Source organism: Mesorhizobium sp. B2-4-7, assembly GCF_006442685.1.
Taxonomy (GTDB): domain Bacteria; phylum Pseudomonadota; class Alphaproteobacteria; order Rhizobiales; family Rhizobiaceae; genus Mesorhizobium.
In genome coordinates this window covers 317,027-332,826 of the sequence record NZ_VFVH01000001.1, presented here as the reverse complement: position 1 = coordinate 332,826, position 15,800 = coordinate 317,027, and the positions used below count along the sequence as shown (strand labels likewise).

15 protein-coding genes are annotated in these 15,800 nt (G+C 63.1%); 8 read left to right on the top strand and 7 right to left on the bottom strand.

Annotation, left to right across the window (positions count from 1 at the left end; translation table 11 throughout):
* Positions 1-154: 154 nt before the first annotated feature.
* From FJ946_RS01670 to rpsF, 6 genes are all read right to left on the bottom strand, one after another.
* The gene (locus FJ946_RS01670; protein ID WP_140565046.1) at positions 155-1,126 is read right to left on the bottom strand and encodes a small ribosomal subunit Rsm22 family protein; all 972 of its coding nucleotides are present in this window, start codon (positions 1,124-1,126) and stop codon (positions 155-157) included.
* Between the two features lie 3 nt (positions 1,127-1,129).
* Positions 1,130-1,453: a YnfA family protein gene (locus tag FJ946_RS01665; RefSeq protein ID WP_140517843.1), complete on the bottom strand. Its 324-nt coding sequence runs from the start codon at positions 1,451-1,453 to the stop codon at positions 1,130-1,132.
* A gap of 85 nt (positions 1,454-1,538) precedes the next feature.
* Positions 1,539-2,831 (bottom strand): cyclopropane-fatty-acyl-phospholipid synthase family protein, encoded by a 1,293-nt coding sequence (locus tag FJ946_RS01660; protein ID WP_140565048.1) that lies wholly within the window; start codon positions 2,829-2,831, stop codon positions 1,539-1,541.
* A 217-nt stretch (positions 2,832-3,048) separates the two neighbouring features.
* Positions 3,049-3,633 carry a 50S ribosomal protein L9 gene (gene rplI, locus FJ946_RS01655; protein ID WP_140494465.1) on the bottom strand — a complete coding sequence of 195 codons (585 nt, stop codon included), beginning with the start codon at positions 3,631-3,633 and terminating at the stop codon, positions 3,049-3,051.
* A gap of 214 nt (positions 3,634-3,847) precedes the next feature.
* Positions 3,848-4,096 carry a 30S ribosomal protein S18 gene (gene rpsR, locus FJ946_RS01650; protein WP_006203718.1) on the bottom strand — a complete coding sequence of 83 codons (249 nt, stop codon included), beginning with the start codon at positions 4,094-4,096 and terminating at the stop codon, positions 3,848-3,850.
* A complete protein-coding gene (gene rpsF / locus FJ946_RS01645) occupies positions 4,096-4,590 on the bottom strand; it encodes a 30S ribosomal protein S6 (RefSeq protein WP_140494463.1) in 495 nt (164 codons plus the stop codon). Before rpsF ends, rpsR begins: the two co-directional genes overlap by 1 nt.
* Before the next feature lie 449 nt (positions 4,591-5,039).
* On the opposite strand from rpsF, the gene FJ946_RS01640 reads away from it, so the two are divergent.
* Entirely contained in the window at positions 5,040-6,749 is a 1,710-nt protein-coding gene (locus FJ946_RS01640) for a pilus assembly protein (protein ID WP_140517845.1), read from the top strand.
* Between the two features lie 45 nt (positions 6,750-6,794).
* Here the strand turns inward: FJ946_RS01640 and FJ946_RS01635 are convergent, their stop codons facing one another.
* Positions 6,795-8,723, bottom strand: coding sequence for an LTA synthase family protein (locus FJ946_RS01635; RefSeq protein WP_224646406.1), 1,929 nt, complete (start codon positions 8,721-8,723; stop codon positions 6,795-6,797).
* A 276-nt stretch (positions 8,724-8,999) separates the two neighbouring features.
* Here FJ946_RS01635 and fabD point away from each other — a divergent pair, with 276 nt between their 5' ends.
* The 7 genes from fabD (at position 9,000) to gmk (ending at position 15,642) form a co-directional block, all read left to right on the top strand.
* On the top strand, positions 9,000-9,941 hold the full coding sequence (fabD, locus tag FJ946_RS01630) for an ACP S-malonyltransferase (RefSeq protein WP_140565050.1): 942 nt from the start codon (positions 9,000-9,002) through the stop codon (positions 9,939-9,941).
* Between the two features lie 132 nt (positions 9,942-10,073).
* Entirely contained in the window at positions 10,074-10,811 is a 738-nt protein-coding gene (gene fabG, locus FJ946_RS01625; RefSeq protein ID WP_140494457.1) for a 3-oxoacyl-[acyl-carrier-protein] reductase, read from the top strand.
* Between the two features lie 269 nt (positions 10,812-11,080).
* On the top strand, positions 11,081-11,317 hold the full coding sequence (locus FJ946_RS01620) for an acyl carrier protein (protein WP_006203723.1): 237 nt from the start codon (positions 11,081-11,083) through the stop codon (positions 11,315-11,317).
* Between the two features lie 34 nt (positions 11,318-11,351).
* The gene (gene fabF, locus FJ946_RS01615) at positions 11,352-12,614 is read left to right on the top strand and encodes a beta-ketoacyl-ACP synthase II (protein WP_140565051.1); all 1,263 of its coding nucleotides are present in this window, start codon (positions 11,352-11,354) and stop codon (positions 12,612-12,614) included.
* Positions 12,615-12,716: 102 nt separating this feature from the next.
* Positions 12,717-13,925, top strand: a complete 1,209-nt coding sequence (gene mltG, locus FJ946_RS01610) for an endolytic transglycosylase MltG (RefSeq protein ID WP_140494453.1) — start codon at positions 12,717-12,719, stop codon at positions 13,923-13,925.
* A gap of 166 nt (positions 13,926-14,091) precedes the next feature.
* Positions 14,092-14,982 carry a YicC/YloC family endoribonuclease gene (locus FJ946_RS01605; RefSeq protein WP_140565053.1) on the top strand — a complete coding sequence of 297 codons (891 nt, stop codon included), beginning with the start codon at positions 14,092-14,094 and terminating at the stop codon, positions 14,980-14,982.
* A 3-nt stretch (positions 14,983-14,985) separates the two neighbouring features.
* Positions 14,986-15,642, top strand: a complete 657-nt coding sequence (gene gmk / locus FJ946_RS01600) for a guanylate kinase (protein WP_140494448.1) — start codon at positions 14,986-14,988, stop codon at positions 15,640-15,642.
* The last annotated feature ends 158 nt before the right edge of the window (positions 15,643-15,800 follow it).

Here is a 15,800-nt window from a genome sequence, read left to right as displayed (position 1 = left end):
GTTATCACCCAAGCAGATTTGATGCCCACTGTTCACAGAAACAAAAAACCGTCCACAGGACAGTATTCCCGTGCCCTGATTCCGATTGACTCGACAAGGTGCTGATTCTACGCGACGGTTTGGAACAAAGCAAGAACGATCGTCACCCGAATCCCTACGCTGTATCGAGCACATCGCCCCAGTCCGACCGCCGTGCCGCCTTGAACAGTTCACCGTCACGCTTGCTGAAAAGCGTCTCTCCGGCACTGCCGTCCGGCCGGCAAAGCTTGAGCGCCGCCTTGCCCGAGCCGGTTTTCGGTGGCGCGATCACCCGCGCCGCGCGGACTGGCGCCGGCTGCCTCGAAGCCGCGACATAGATGAACTTCTCGTCCTCCCATGGCACTTCGGCGTCCTTGGCCAGCCGGTGCAGGCGCGAGCGGGCGACGCGCCGCGAAAAGTGGCACCAGTCGGGCGGGATGAGCGGGCAGGGGGCTTCGTGCGGGCAAGGTGCCAGTACATGCGCGCCCGCTTCCATCAGTTGCCGACGAACCGCGAGAACACGCTGCCAGCCCGCCGGCGTGCCCGGCTCCACGATCAGCAGCGTGTCTGTCGTGAGCTGCCACAGCCGATCGACCATTTTGGGCAGTGATGCCGGTGTGATCTCGTCCAGCACATAGGCGCAGGTGACGAGGTCCGCCGGCTGCGAACCGTCAAGGTCGATGGTCACATCGCCGGTCTGCCAGGCGATCCGGGCAGCGATCGCATCGGCGGCAAGCGCCTCGCCGACCTTGCGCACCGCAGCACTGGCCTCCAGCAAAACGGCATGCTGAAGATCGGGCCACAGGTCCGCCGTGGCCCAAAGCACGGTGCCCGGGCCGGCGCCGACATCGAGCAGGGTTTTCGGCGCGAATTCCGGCTGGGCTTCGTTCACCGCGTCAAGGCTTGCGCGGACGGCGGCATAGGTCGCCGGCAGCCGCGTCGCCAGATAAGCCTTGACCGCCATATCCTGCGCCATATGCAGGCGGCCGTCGCGCATCTCGGCGCGGTAACGGTCCGACAGGGTTTTCGCCGCCTGCCTGAGCACCGGCAGCGGCACGTTTTCGAGGGCACGGTCGACGGCCTGTCGAAGCGGGGCGGGCAGTTCCACGGCTCATGCCCCTCGTGGTGCGAGCAGGATGACAGAGGCACCCAGTATGCAGAGCGCCGCCCCCGCAAGGTCCCACCGGTCGGGACGCACGCTTTCCACCAGCCAAAGCCAGGCCAGTGACGCCGCGATGTAGATGCCGCCATAGGCGGCATAGGCGCGGCCGGCCGCGCCGGTGTCCACCAGGGCCAGAAGCCAGGCGAACACAAGCAACGAAACGAACCCTGGCAGCAGCCACAGCGGCGATTTCTCCAGCCGCCACCACGCCCACACCGAAAAACAGCCAGCGATCTCGGCGAGCGCCGCGGCTGCATAGAGGAGGTAGGTCATGAAAAAGGCCTCGCGACGATCACGAGGCCTTTTTCAGGGCACGAGCCGGGAATGGCAAGCGCCAATGCGGCAAAGCGGTCTGTTCCTACTCCGCCACCTTGCGGCGCCTTGCGGGCTTGGCGGGCTCTTCGACCGGAGCCGCTTCGCGATGGCCCATGTCGCGCATTTCGAGCGCCTTTTCACATTTGACCATATAGTCGCGCGCCATCGGCAGGGTGTCGTTCTTCCTGGCAAGCTGGATCTGGAAGATGACCAGATCCTGCCAGCGGAAGGCGGCTTCCGAGGCTGCCAGATAGAATTCCCACATGCGGCAGAAGCGTTCGTCATAGATCGCCTTGGCCTTGTCGCGGTTGACGGCGAAGCGCTGGCCCCAATGCTTCAACGTGTCGGCATAATGGAGCCGCAGGATTTCGATGTCCGTGACGACGAGGCCTGACTTCTCGATCGCCGGCATGACTTCGGAAAGCGCGGGAATGTAGCCGCCCGGGAAGATGTATTTGCGGATGAAGGCGCTGGTCGCCCACGGCACGCCGGAGCGGCCGATCGTGTGCAGGAGCATGACGCCATCAGGCTTCAGCAACGTCGCACTCTTGTCGAAGAAGGTGCGGTAATGGTTGACCCCGACATGTTCGAACATCCCGACCGAAACGATGCGGTCGAAGCGTTCGTTGAGTTCGCGGTAATCCTTCAGCTCGAAATGAACGTGGTTTTCCAGGCCTTGGGCATGCGCCCGGTCGGTGGCGACACCGTGCTGCTCGGTCGACAGTGTCACGCCCTGTACGTCGACGTCGAAGGCCTTGGCGAGGTAGAGGCCTAGCCCGCCCCAGCCGGAGCCGATGTCGAGCACCGTCTGCCCGGCCTTCAGCCTGAGCTTGGCGGCGATGTGGCGCTTCTTGGCTGCCTGCGCCTCGTCCAGCGTCATGTCCGGCTGCTCGAAATAGGCGCAGGAATACTGCATGTCCTCATCGAGGAAGAGCCGGTAAAGGTCGCCCGACAGATCATAGTGGCGCTGCACGTTGCGGCGCGAACGCGACGCGGTGTTGATCTGCTGCAGGCGGCGGAAAGCGTGGCGCAGGCCTTCGATGGCTTTCGACCACGTCGCGTCGATGCCGCCGCTGCCCATGTTCTGGAAAGCGATGCGCATCAGGCCAAGAACGCCGCCCTCGAGGATGTCGAGTTCGCCATCCATGTAGGCTTCCGGCACGGCCAGCATCGGATCGAAGGTAATGGCGCGCTCGGCGTGCCTGGTCTTGATGTGCAGGTGCACCGGCTCGCCGCTGCCGTCACCGAACACGAATGTCGTGCCCTGTGGGCCGGTCACCTTGAGATTGCCTGTGCGCACCAGGCGGTCGAGAACGCGTTTCAACAGAATATTCATGACCCAAATGTCCCCTCTCGGTCAGACAGGCTGTCCTACTCTGCATCAATATATAGGGTTTCGAAAAGTTCCTTTTGGCACAAAAATGCCCAGGTGGTGAACCCGGGCATTGGTCCAGTCTGGCTTGAACTGCCAGTCTGATTGGAGCTGCCAGTCTGATTGAACTGATTGAGGCCGAAGCCGAATGCGGCGCGCCGGCAGGCGCGCCGCGCCGATGTCAGGCGTTCTCTTCGCCGCCCTCGAACTCGGCGTTCGGGTCGAAGAAGTTCTCCGGCCGGGCATTGTCGTTGATGTCCTCGCCATAGATGGCCTCGGCGGTGGTCAGCGTCTCGCCCTTGGCCTGCCGCTCGGCTTCGTCGGCCGTGCGGGCGATGTTGAGCGTGATGGTGACCTCGACTTCCGGATGCAGCGCGATCGCCACATTGGTCACGCCGATGGTCTTGATCGGCTGGTTGAGCTGGATCTGGTTGCGGTTGACCGAAAAGCCCTCTGCCGTCAGCAGGTCGGCGATATCGCGCGTCGACACCGAGCCGTAGAGCTGGCCGGTCTCGCCGGCCGAGCGAACGGCGATGAAGCTCTTGCCGTCGAGCTGTTCGGCGACCTGCGAGGCTTCGGACTTCCGCTCGAGGTTGCGGGCTTCGAGCTGCGCGCGCTGGCCTTCGAACTTCTTCTTGTTGGCTTCGTTGGCGCGCAGCGCCTTACCCTGCGGCAACAGGAAATTGCGGGCAAAGCCGTCCTTGACCTTGACGGTGTCGCCCATTTGGCCGAGGCGGGAAACGCGTTCGAGAAGAATGACTTCCATGGTTTTGTTCCTTTTGGTTAGGGCGCCAATCACGGGATCGGTGCGAAATTCTTTGGAACAGGTCAGGAAGCAAAAGGGCGTTGCCGCCGGTGTCGCTGTCCTGCCTGTCGCGGCAGTTAGAGGCTTTTGGCCTCAACTCGGGATTTGATGCGCAACCCAGCGGCGCCCGTCGCCGTGGAAGAGAAGCGGGCGGCGGAGCCGCCCGCGTCAAGGATTAGCGAACCACGTAGGGCAGCAGGCCGAGGAAGCGGGCGCGCTTGATCGCCTTGGCGAGCTCGCGCTGCTTCTTCTGGCTGACGGCGGTGATGCGCGACGGCACGATCTTGCCGCGCTCGGAAATGTAGCGCTGCAGGAGGCGCACGTCCTTGTAATCGATCTTGGGCGCGTTGGCGCCCGAGAACGGGCAGGTCTTGCGGCGGCGATGGAACGGGCGCCGGGTCGGGATCTGGTTAATGTCGACCATTATTCTGCACCCCCTTCAAAGCCTTCGCGCGGACGGCGCGGACCACGATCGCCACCAGCGTCGCCGCCGAAGCTGCGTGGCGGACGATCGCCGCGATCACGGTCGCCGAACGAGCGCGGACCACGGTCGCCGCGGTCGCGGTCGCCGAAGCCGCCGCGTTCCGAGCGCTCTTCGCGCTTCTGCATCATGGCGGAGGGACCTTCCTCATGCGCATCGACCTTGATGGTCAGAAAACGCAGCACGTCCTCGGACAGGCCCATCTGGCGCTCCATTTCGTTGAGCGCTGCCGGCGGGCAGTCAAGATCCATCAGCGTGTAGTATGCCTTCCGGTTCTTGTTGACCCGGTAGGTGAGGGACTTCAGTCCCCAGTTCTCGACCCGGCCGACGGACCCGCCATTGGCGGAGATGACGCCCTTGTACTGTTCGACAAGCGCATCGACCTGCTGCTGCGAGAGGTCCTGCCGGGCAAGAAACACATGTTCGTAAAGAGCCATTATGTCTTTTCGCCTTTCTTCGTTTCTCTCCCGGTTCCCGGCGGCAAAAGCCTCTGCAACTTCTCTGACCCGCCAGGAGCGGGGAAGAAAGGAGCATGACGAGACGGTCGAGAGCGGAGACACGGGAGGCGGAAGCGCTTCTGGCTTCACGCGAAGGTTTTCGAAAACCTCCGGCCCTCCGTTCAGCCCCCAGCTGGGACCGGCAGATTGGCGGCGTCTATATAGCAATCCACGTGGAAGGCAAGAGCAGGCGGCAATCCCGGATGTCGCAGGGCCGGAAAACCGGCATGTGCGGCGATAGGACTCCGTGGTTCCCGGAAACCAGGCCTTAACCACCATGACAGGTTGTATGGGGTTGCGGCCCCGGCATCAACCGCCGATTCATCATGTCTGGCGCAAAAAGCGGCATCCCGCTGTCAGCAACGGGCTAGGCATTTCCGGGGGTAAGGATGCTTCTCAAGAAATTCTGGCGCTCGAAAAGCGGCAACTTCGCGCTTTTGCTCGGGATCGGCTTGCCGGCCATCCTGTCGGCGGTGGCCTTCGCAGCCGATGTCTCCACCATCATGCGGGCCAAGAGCAACCTGCAGAATGCGCTCGACGCGGCAAATCTCGCCTCCTCGCATCTCGGCGATCTGGACATCACCCGCACCGACGCCTTCAACCGCTATTTCCAGGCCAACGTAGCCGGACATGGCGAACTCACAAATGCGCGGGCCACGTTGACGGTCGACAGGGGCGTCAACTTCGTCAAGACGAAGGCCGTCGCCTCGGCTGACGTCGATTTGAACTTCGCCTTCCTGCTCGGTGAGAGCAGGCACATCGTGGTCGATGCCTCGGCGGTCGAATCGAACAACCAGCTCGAAGTCGTGCTGGTTCTGGACAACACCGGCTCGATGGCCGGCGCCAAAATTGCTGCCCTCAAGACAGCGACGGACAATCTGCTCAAATATCTGGAAGCGGCGCAATCACCGACGCGCAAGGTCCGCGTGGCGCTGGTACCCTTCGTCACGGCTGTCAATGTCAACGGCGACGGGTTCGACCCGTCCTGGATCGACATGGACGGCAAGTCATCCACCAATGGAATCAATTTCCCCGTCATCAACGACAAGCGTCCCAATCATATGGCGCTGTTCAGGCAGTTGATGAAAGATCCGGCCTCTGCCGCCAAATTGACGGGGTGGAAGGACGGCAAGGGGGAGGATACGGGTTGGAAAGGCTGCGTCGAGGCGCGGCCTGGTGTCCTTAATATCGCCGATACGCCGCCTGATCCACGTTACCCTGACACTCTGTTCGTGCCTTATTTCGCGCCGGACAGTCCGGGAAAGGGGACGAGACCTTCCAGCGGCTATTCAAACGATGCCTATCACTACAACAATTCCTTTATCGACGACGCCCCTGATGAGGCCAAACTTGCTCGGAATGGCGGACTGAATATTCTCGGAATAGACCTGAGCGGCTTGCTTGGAAGTGCTGCCGGGCTTTTGCGGGGTGATCTTGAAACAGTCGCCAAATATGTGGCGCCGCAGAACACCGCCATTGCCACCGCGGTCACAAACGATCCAAACGCCTTGCAATTGACGGTGGGGCCAAACCGGTCCTGTCCCTCGCCAATCGTCCCCTTGACCGAAGACTTTACAAAACTTCGCAACGAGGCCGCCAAGATGCTTGCATGGGCGGGGTCCGGCACCAATGTTTCCGAGGGCCTGGCCTGGGGCCAGCGGGTGTTGTCGCCGGGTGCGCCATACGCCGAGGGTACGCCTTGGAAGACGCCTGGGGTGAGCAAGATCGTCATGTTGCTCACCGACGGCGAGAATGTCGTCTACGGCGCCAGCAACGAGACGACCAAGTCAGACTATACGTCCTATGGTTTTCTCGCGGGCTCAACCTATGGCGCTGCCGGTCGGCTTGGATCGGACAATCAGACCACCGCCGCGCGCAATGTCGACGGATGGACCAAAAGCGTCTGCACGCAGTTGAAGAAGCAGGGCGCCGAAATCTACACGATGGTGCTGCAATCCGATACCGCCGCCAACCGCACGCTTTACAGCGCCTGCGCCTCGGATCCCAGCGACTACTACGCCGTCAACGATCCAAACAAATTGCCGAACGTGTTCCAGCAGATCGCCAACAAATTCTCGAAATTGCAACTGACGAATTGAACGCTCGACCCCGCTGGGCGGCATCCTGGAAGGATGCCGCGAATTTCAGCTCATATGGGCGACGACCTTGTCCACCGTTTCGGGGAAGAAGTCGGGCGCCGCGTGGCGTTTGCCGAACATCATGTCGTATTGCAGCAGCCGGAAGTCGCGGATCGCCGGGTCGATCTGCTTTTGCCGCGCCCAATCGGGCGTGGCTTCTCCCGCCGGCGTCAGCAGCAGATTGCGGTCGACCACGCGGTAGCGTTCGCGCATCTCGCCCAGGAAGCCGGTATAGTAGGGGTGGGTGATGCCGGCCGTTTTCAGGATGTGATAGGGCAGGAAGGCGGGGCTGACGGCGCCCATGTCCTTGGCAGGGCCTGTGCGGTTCGACCAGATGACCAGTGGCGTCTGATGATGCTCCAGCGCCGCCTCGGCGGAAGCCTCCTTGCGCGGCGCGACATTGTCCTTCATGAACCCGGTCTCTACATAGACCGGCCCAAGCGGCGGCAGATGGTCGCCGAAGAAGGCGATGACGGTGGGGCGAGAGCGTTTCTTTGCCCATTCGATCAGGCGTTCGAGACCGCGGTCCGCGTCGGCCGAGCCCTCGGTGTAACTCAGCAGCGATTCACGCGCCCATTGGCTGATCGGCGCCTGCACGGTGTGGGTCGGGTTGTAGTAGCGGTTCGGCTCGTAAGGGCCGTGGTTCTGCAGGCTGACGGCAAAGAAGAACACCGGGGCATCGCTGGCATCGGCCTCGCTGATGATCTCGTCCGTCATCGCCGCGTCGGATGCCAGCGGCCCGCGCTTTTGCATCGGCGGCAACGTCTCTTCCGATCTGAAGTCGTCGAAGCCGAAATCGGCATAGACCGCGCCGCGGTTCCAGAACCAGTTGGTGCCCGGATGGATGGCGCGCGCCCTGTAGCCCTCCCTCTTCAGGAAGGTCGCCAGCGACGGCGTCGGCGTGCGCACATATTGCTGGTAGGGGATGCTGCCGGCCGGCAGGAAGGCGTTGGAGAAGCCGGTCAGTGCCTCGAACTCGATATTGGCGGTCATGCCGCCGAATTCGGGTGAGAACATGGAGCCCGAACGCAGCGCCCGCACGTTGGGGATCGGATCGGGCGTGATGGTGACCCCGGGCAGCTTGGTCGGATCCCAGAAGGATTCGCTCATGACGACGATGATGTCGGGCTTTTCCTGGGGCACCGAGGCGGTCACCTGCGGCCTGTCGATGGCCGCGATCGCCTTTTCCGAATAGCCTGGCGGCGCCGAGACATGCGCCATCGGCACGTTCAGCGCGAAGGCGAGCGCAAAGCCGTTGGAGGCGTAATTTTCCTTCTGGTCCCACATAATCGGGATGATCTGCAGCCGGTCCCGGGTCCAGGAGAAGGTGGCATAGTCCATGATCGAGACGAAGAAGGCGAGCAGCGGCACGGCCAGCGTCAGCCGGGCGAGACGGCCCTTGCGGCTGAGTATGGGCACTTTTCGACGCCAGACCCGCCAGCCATAGATGAGCAGCGACAGGCCGGCGACGATGCCGACAATCATGGCAAGGGCAGTCATCGGACGGTCACGCACCAGAAGCGGCAGCAGCGCCACGATCTGGCGGGAGTAGAGGAAATCGGTCGGGTAGAGGGGATCGCCGAGATAATGCGATTTCTGGTGACCGATGAAAGCCAGCGAGAGCGTCAGCGGCGCGACGATCATCAGGCTTTGATAGCTGCGGCCGAAAACGGCATCGAGGCCGACCAGAACCAGTGCGAACACCACGATCGTGGTCCAGCCCGGCTTGAGCGGCTGCAGGAAGAAGGAAACCGTGCCGGCGAAGTCGCCGCGCACGATCAATTCGATGGCGAACACCAGGACGGCCGCGATCAGCAGGCTGGTCAGCCCATAGCGTATGGTCGGCCACTTCCGTCCCGGCAGGTAGCCGGTGGAAGGATCGTCTTCCAGAAACTGTGGCGCGGCTTTGCCTGCGCCTTTCGAAATCCTAGCCACTTTAACTTCCCCACCCAGCGACAGACCCGTCACTCGATTGTCATGGAATTGTCACGCAAAGCTAGCGCCTGTGGCGGAAATAAGAAGAGCCAGCAAACGATTCGTGAGCGGTTTTCATCAGGAGTGATCGCCAAAAAGCCTTTTGGAACAGGCACTCGGCCGGCAAAGCTGCCAAGGGGCCGGGTCGAACCGGGCTTGACTTGGCAGGCCGCGTTGCGTCACAGGCAGGAAAATTCGTGTATCAGGCAAGCAGAACCGAGCTTTGGGAGCCCACACATGGCCGTTGCATTCACCTTTCCGGGACAAGGCAGCCAGGCTGTCGGCATGGGCAAGGACCTCGCCGATGCCTTCCCCGAGGCGCGTAGGGTTTTTAGCGAAGTCGACGACGCGCTCGGCGAAAACCTGTCGAAGCTGATCTGGGAAGGGCCGGAAGAGGCGCTGACGCTCACCGCCAACGCGCAGCCGGCGCTGATGGCCGTATCGCTGGCCGCGATCAGGGCCTTGGAAGCGCGCGGCTTCTCGCTGAAGGACAAGATTACCTACGTCGCTGGCCATTCGCTGGGCGAATATTCGGCGCTTGCCGCCGCCGGCTTCGTCTCGGTTGCCGATGCCGCCAGGCTGCTGCGCATCCGCGGCAATGCCATGCAAGCGGCGGTGCCCGCCGGCGAAGGCGCCATGGCGGCGATCATCGGACTGGAGCAGGCCGATGTCGAAGCCGCCTGCGCCGAGGCTGCCAAAGGATCGGTCTGCCAGATCGCCAACGACAATGGCGGTGGCCAGCTGGTGATTTCCGGCGCCAAGGCAGCGGTCGAACTGGCTGCCAAACTGTGCACGGAAAAAGGCGCCAAGCGAGCGCTGATGCTGCAGGTCTCCGCGCCCTTCCATTCGGCGCTGATGGCGCCCGCCGCCGAGATCATGCGCGAGGCGCTGGCCGGGGTAACCAAGAACGCGCCTGTCGTGCCGCTCGTCTCCAATGTCACGGTCACTCCGACCAGCGATCCCGAAATCATTGCGCGCCGTCTGTTCGAACAGGTGATCGGCCGCGTGCGCTGGCGCGAGACGGTGGAGTGGTTCGGCGCGAACGGCGTCACCACGCTCTATGAAGTCGGCGCGGGAAAAGTGCTTTCAGGGCTGGCCCGGCGCATCAACCGCGAAATCGCCACGGCATCGGTCGGTTCCGCAGCCGAGGTCGAAACCGCACTGGCGGCGCTCGGGTGAGGCGCCGCGTGTGAATTTGATGGCGCGGCTTGTATCGCTGAAGATATTCCGTTGGTGATGGCAATCGGATACCCGCGAGACGTATACAGATAAGGTTGCTCGCTGAGCTTCCGAAACCAAAGAGGAAAACACATGTTCGAACTGACCGGCCGCAAGGCACTTGTCACCGGCGCGTCGGGAGGCATCGGCGAGGCGATCGCCAGGGTGCTGCATGCGCAAGGCGCCATCGTCGGCCTGCACGGCACGCGCGTCGAGAGACTGGAGGCGCTGGCCGCCGACCTGGGCGACCGGGTGAAGCTGTTTCCGGCCGACCTGTCGAACCGCGACGAGGTCAAGGCGCTCGGCCAGAAAGCGGAGGCCGATCTCGAGGGCGTCGACATCCTGGTTAACAATGCCGGCATCACCAAGGACGGGCTGTTCGTGCGCATGTCGGACGCCGACTGGGACAGCGTGCTCGAAGTCAATCTGACGGCCGTGTTCAGGCTGACGCGTGAGCTGACCCATCCGATGATGCGCCGTCGCCACGGCCGCATCATCAACATTACCTCGGTGGTCGGCGTCACCGGCAATCCCGGCCAGACCAACTACTGCGCCTCCAAGGCCGGCATGATCGGCTTTTCCAAATCGCTGGCGCAGGAGATCGCCACCCGCAGCATAACCGTCAACTGTGTCGCCCCGGGCTTCATCGAATCGGCGATGACCGACAAGCTCAACGACAAGCAGAAGGAGGCGATCATGGCCGCTATCCCGACGCGCCGCATGGGCACCAGCGCCGAAGTGGCGTCCGCCGTCGCTTATCTTGCCTCCAACGAGGCCGGCTACGTCACCGGCCAAACCATCCATGTGAACGGCGGCATGGCGATGATCTGATCGGGTCGGCCAAAGCATGCATTTCGGGCCGAGCCCGGGCATTCGCGGTGGCTTTGGGACGGCGACAGGCAACGCCTGGGCGGGCTGTGAAAAGCGACCATTTCGGCTTGGACGCCCACGATTTTTCGTGTAATGCGGCCCGCAACCCGGCGGTTCGGGCAAAAACCGGTCTGCGGCCATTGCGTTTCCGGCGGGACCATCTTTCAGCTTGATTAGCGGCATTCCGCCCGCTAACGAAGACAGACAACCAAAAGACGAGGATGCCCCAAATGAGTGACACCGCAGAGCGCGTCAAGAAGATTGTCATCGAGCACCTGGGCGTCGATGCCGACAAGGTGACGGAGCAGGCGAGCTTCATCGATGATCTGGGCGCCGACAGTCTCGACACGGTCGAACTCGTCATGGCGTTTGAAGAAGAATTCGGCGTCGAGATCCCCGATGACGCGGCTGAAACCATCCTGACGGTGGGCGATGCCGTGAAGTACATCGACAAGGCTTCGGCCTGACGCTTTCCGCAGTCATCACCGGGGAGGACCTGCGATGAGGCGTGTCGTCGTCACGGGCCTTGGGTTGCTGTCGCCGTTCGGCATGGGCTTCGAGCACAGCTGGAAGGAACTTCTGACCGGCCGCAGCGCCGCCAAGCGCGTCACCGAGTTCGAGGTGGAGGATCTTGCCTGCAAGATCGCCCATGTCGTTCCGCGTGGTGACGGCAGCAACGCCACCTTCAATCCCGAGGCGGTGCTCGAGCCGAAGGAACTGCGCAAGATCGGCGACTTCATCCTGTACGGGATCGCAGCCGCCGACGAGGCGCTGAAGGATTCCGGCTGGCAGCCGAAGACCCATGCCGAGCAGTGCGCCACCGGCGTTCTGATCGGTTCGGGCATTGGCGGCATCGAAGGCATCGCCGAGAACGCGATGATCCTGAAGGAGCGCGGCCCGCGCCGCATCAGCCCCTTCTTCATCCCCGGCCAGATCATCAATCTCGTCTCCGGCCAGGTTTCGATCCGGCATGGGCTGAAAGGTCCCAACCATGCCGTCGTCACCGCTTGCTCGACCGGCGCGCATGCAATCGGCGATGCTGCCCGGCTGATCATCTGGGGCGATGCCGACGTCATGGTCGCCGGCGGCGCGGAAGCGCCGGTGACGCGACTGTCGATCGCTGGCTTCGCTGCCTGCCGTGCGCTGTCGACCGAGCGCAACGACGCGCCGCAAACGGCTTCGCGGCCCTATGACCGCGATCGCGACGGCTTCGTCATGGGCGAGGGCGCCGGCGTCGTCGTGCTTGAGGAACTCGAGCATGCCAAGGCGCGCGGCGCGAAGATCTATGCGGAAGTGACCGGCTACGGCCTGACCGGCGACGCCTATCACATCACCGCACCGGCTGAAGATGGCGACGGCGCATTCCGTTGCATGACGGCGGCGTTGAACCGGGCAAAGCTGACGCCCGCCGATGTCGATTACATCAACGCGCACGGCACTTCGACCATGGCCGACACGATCGAGCTCGGCGCTGTCGAGCGGCTGGTCGGCAATGCCGCATCGAAGATTTCGATGTCGTCGACCAAGTCGTCGATCGGCCATCTCCTCGGCGCGGCAGGGGCTGCCGAAGCGATCTTTTCGATCCTCGCCATCCGCGACAACATCGCGCCGGCGACCATCAACCTTGACAATCCGGAGCGTGAGACCGCGATCGACCTGGTGCCGAACAAGCCGCGTGCCCGCCAGATCGACGTGGCGTTGTCCAATTCCTTCGGCTTCGGCGGCACCAACGCTTCACTGGTCTTCCAGCGCTACAATGGCTGACCGTCCGCCTGCCGGACGGCGCTTCGGCGTGTCGTCAATTTTGCCATATTCGCCCCTACTCTGCCGCAGGGGATTCGTTGAGAGATCAAACGGTAGGGCGAAATGAACACAAATCCGGCCGGAAACGGAGAGTTCGGGCAAGGGCAGGCGACATCGGGACCGATCGTACCGAAGACAGCCGCCGAAGCCTTGCGGCCGGAGGCCGGCACGCCGCCGCCGAAGCGCTCGCGTGCTTCGCGCAGTCAGGTCGTCGTGTTCATGAACTTCGTCATCTCCTTGGTGATGCTGATGGTTCTGGCGGCGGGTATCGCGCTTTACTTCGGCAAGCAGGAATTCACCGAGCCCGGCCCATCGGCCAATGGCGACACCTTCCTGGTCAAGCCGAACACCGGCGTCCAGGATATCGCCGACCAGCTCGAGCGGCGCGGCCTGATCAGCGACGCCCGCATATTCCGTCTTGGCGTTAGGGCCTTCGGCAATGATTCGGCGCTGAAGGCCGGCGAATACGAGATCAAGCCCCGGGCGTCCATGCGCGACATCATGGAATTGCTGAAGAGCGGCAAGTCGGTCATGTACTCGCTGACCATTCCCGAAGGTCTGACAGTCGAGCAGGCGCTGGCGCGCATCGCAGGCGAGCCCGCCCTGAGCGGCGACATGCCGGCCACCGTGCCTCCAGAGGGCAGTCTCGCCACCGATACGCTGCGCTTCACGCGCGGCGCCACGCGCCAGCAGATGATCGACAAGCTGCTGGCCGACCAGAAGAAGCTGGTCGAGGAGGTCTGGCAGCGGCGCGCCGCCGACCTGCCGCTCGCCAGCATTGACGAGTTCGTCACGCTGGCCTCGATAGTCGAGAAGGAAACAGGCAAGGGCGATGAGCGCTCGCGCGTCGCCGCGGTCTTCCTGAACCGGCTGGCCAAGGGCATGCGCCTGCAATCCGATCCGACCATCATCTACGGCCTGTTCGGCGGCAAGGGCAAACCCGCCGACCGGCCGATCTATCAGTCGGACATCCAGAAGCCGACGCCCTACAACACCTATGTGATCAATGGCCTGCCGCCGACGCCGATCGCCAATCCCGGCCGCGCGGCGCTGGAGGCGGTAGCCAATCCATCAAAGACCGACGACCTCTATTTCGTTGCCGACGGCACTGGCGGACACGTCTTCGCCGCCACGCTTAACGAGCACAATGAAAACGTCGCGCGCTATCGAGCCCAGCAGAAGAAGCAGGTCGACGACGCGGCCAAGGCTGATGCCAAGGTGGAGGGGCAGACCGACGCGCCCATTGACGGCGACGCGGGGGCGGCCCAGTAGCGGCGCACGGTTTTTCCAGCTCGTCCACGCTAGTTGAAGGCAGGAGCGTTTGGATTTATCGGGGCGCCTCGTAAGCCGATTGGCAGGCGGGCATTCGGCTTTCTGAAGGTGCGCGAGGCCGGATCACGCAGTATCCGTAATACGCGCCAGGGGGTATGCAGGCACGATGAATTTGCAGAGCATGACCGGGTTTGCGCGTGCTGTCGCCGAGCATGACGGCACCTCGATTGCCTGGGAGGTCAAATCCGTCAACGGCAAGAGCGTCGAGGTGCGGCTGCGGCTGCCGCAGGGCTTCGAGCGGCTGGAGCCGGCCATCAGGCAGACGCTTCAGAAACGTTTCGCGCGCGGCAATTTTCAGGCGACGCTGACCATCACGCGCGCCGTCGGAATGCAGTCCCAGTCCGTTGTCAACGAGGCCTTCCTCAAGGACCTGGCCGGGCTCGCCAAGCGGATCGAGGAACAATTTGGTGTTGCTCCTGCGACCGCCGACGGATTGTTGTCGCTGCGCGGCGTGCTCGATATTCCCGAGACCACCGAAACCGAGGATGTGCGCACGGCGCTCGACAACGCCGTCATGGCGGCCCTCGATGTGGCGCTGGAGGGGCTGGAGCGGTCCCGCCAGGGTGAGGGCGCGGCACTTCGCACGCTTCTGCTGGGCCACATCGACGCCATCGAGGCGCTGACGCTGGGCGCTGAAGCGGATCCGTCGCGCGAACCGGCGGCCATCCGCGAGCGCCTCGCCGAACAGGTGCGGCTCTTGATGGATGCTTCGGCCAACCTCGATGTCGGCCGCTTGCACCAGGAAGCCGCCTTCCTCGCCACCAAGGCCGATATTCGCGAGGAGATCGACCGCTTGAAGACGCATGTGACGTCCGGTCGTGCAATGCTTTCCGGCGGCGGCGCCATCGGACGCAAGCTCGATTTTCTGGCACAGGAATTTAACCGCGAATCGAATACGCTGTGCTCAAAGTCGAACGCTGCCGCGGTCACCGCCATTGGACTGGAACTGAAGGCCGTGGTCGATCAGTTCCGTGAACAGGTCCAGAATCTGGAGTAGCCGATGGTCGCCAGGGATTTAGGGTCCCGCATTCGCCGCCGGGGCCTGATGCTCGTGCTGTCGTCGCCGTCGGGCGCGGGCAAGTCGACGATTGCGCGCAACCTTCTGGAAAGCGATTCCAGCCTCGAATTGTCGGTCTCCGTCACCACCAGGCCTCGCCGCGGCTCGGAGATCGAAGGCGTTCACTATCATTTCCGCACCATGCGCGAGTTCGAGCGGCTGCGCGATTCCGACGCCCTGCTCGAATGGGCGGAGGTGCATGGCAATTGCTACGCGACACCGCGCGAGCCGGCGGAACTTGCGCTGGCTCAAGGGCGCGACATGCTGTTCGACATCGATTGGCAAGGTGCCCAGCAGCTCAAGGAAAAGATGCGCGCCGACATTGTCTCGATCTTCATCCTGCCGCCGTCGATGAAGGAGTTGAAGGCAAGGCTGAAGCGCCGCGCCGAGGACCAGGAAGCGGTGATCGAGACGCGGCTGAAGAACGCGCGCAACGAGATCGAGCACTGGAAGGAGTATGATTTCGTCATCGTCAACGATGATCTCGATCGCGCCTTCGCCGAAGTGCGCGGCATCGTTGTCGCCGAGCGGCTGCGGCGCGATCGTCGGCCCGGCTTGTTCGATTTCGTCTCGGGACTTTTGGACGAGAAGACGAGCTAGCACTTTGCTTTGCCCACGAAGATGGGCCGGCGGACAAGCCGAAGGCCGGCAGCACCAAACGATGTGCCCGGGCAGGCCGCGCCTGTCCTGCAAGATGCGCTTTTCGGCGCCATAAATCAGACAATTGACGAAGAGGGCAACGCCCCTAGTTTCTCCCG

Excerpts from the sequence above, each read along its gene's own strand:
- rpsF (WP_140494463.1), bottom strand. The coding sequence starts at position 4,590 with ATGGCTCTTTACGAACATGTGTTTCTTGCCCGGCAGGACCTCTCGCAG.
- gmk (WP_140494448.1), top strand. The coding sequence starts at position 14,986 with ATGGTCGCCAGGGATTTAGGGTCCCGCATTCGCCGCCGGGGCCTGATG.
- rpsR (WP_006203718.1), bottom strand. The coding sequence starts at position 4,096 with ATGGTCGACATTAACCAGATCCCGACCCGGCGCCCGTTCCATCGCCGC.
- FJ946_RS01620 (WP_006203723.1), top strand. The coding sequence starts at position 11,081 with ATGAGTGACACCGCAGAGCGCGTCAAGAAGATTGTCATCGAGCACCTG.
- rplI (WP_140494465.1), bottom strand. The coding sequence starts at position 3,633 with ATGGAAGTCATTCTTCTCGAACGCGTTTCCCGCCTCGGCCAAATGGGC.
- FJ946_RS01640 (WP_140517845.1), top strand. The coding sequence starts at position 5,040 with ATGCTTCTCAAGAAATTCTGGCGCTCGAAAAGCGGCAACTTCGCGCTT.
- FJ946_RS01660 (WP_140565048.1), bottom strand. The coding sequence starts at position 2,831 with ATGAATATTCTGTTGAAACGCGTTCTCGACCGCCTGGTGCGCACAGGC.
- mltG (WP_140494453.1), top strand. The coding sequence starts at position 12,717 with ATGAACACAAATCCGGCCGGAAACGGAGAGTTCGGGCAAGGGCAGGCG.
- fabF (WP_140565051.1), top strand. The coding sequence starts at position 11,352 with ATGAGGCGTGTCGTCGTCACGGGCCTTGGGTTGCTGTCGCCGTTCGGC.
- fabG (WP_140494457.1), top strand. The coding sequence starts at position 10,074 with ATGTTCGAACTGACCGGCCGCAAGGCACTTGTCACCGGCGCGTCGGGA.
- FJ946_RS01665 (WP_140517843.1), bottom strand. The coding sequence starts at position 1,453 with ATGACCTACCTCCTCTATGCAGCCGCGGCGCTCGCCGAGATCGCTGGC.
- fabD (WP_140565050.1), top strand. The coding sequence starts at position 9,000 with ATGGCCGTTGCATTCACCTTTCCGGGACAAGGCAGCCAGGCTGTCGGC.
- FJ946_RS01605 (WP_140565053.1), top strand. The coding sequence starts at position 14,092 with ATGAATTTGCAGAGCATGACCGGGTTTGCGCGTGCTGTCGCCGAGCAT.